The organism is Arthrobacter sp. C152, from assembly GCF_054890965.1.
Window position 1 is genome coordinate 1 of sequence record NZ_JBTZSU010000134.1, and the last position, 246, is coordinate 246.

Below are 246 nucleotides of genomic sequence, written 5' to 3' on the forward strand. Positions count from 1 at the left end.
CAGATGTCGGTCAGCATGACGATGAACGGCGCGGTGATCCCGATCCTCGCCTTCTTCATCGTCGCTGGTGAGGAACAGGGCGTCGATCGCAAGTTGCTCGACGGGACCATTCAGAACGACATCCTGAAGGAGTTTATGGTCCGCAACACCTATATCTACCCGCCCGAACCCAGCATGCGGATCACCAGCGATATCTTCGGCTACACCAGCCGGGAGATGCCGAAGTTCAATTCGATCTCGATCTCC

The 246-nt window shown here is 56.5% G+C and carries 1 protein-coding gene; it reads left to right on the top strand.

Annotated elements, in window-relative coordinates:
- Positions 1-246: methylmalonyl-CoA mutase family protein (locus ACYSM9_RS22020; RefSeq protein ID WP_461859068.1), on the top strand; the 246-nt coding region annotated here is incomplete at both ends.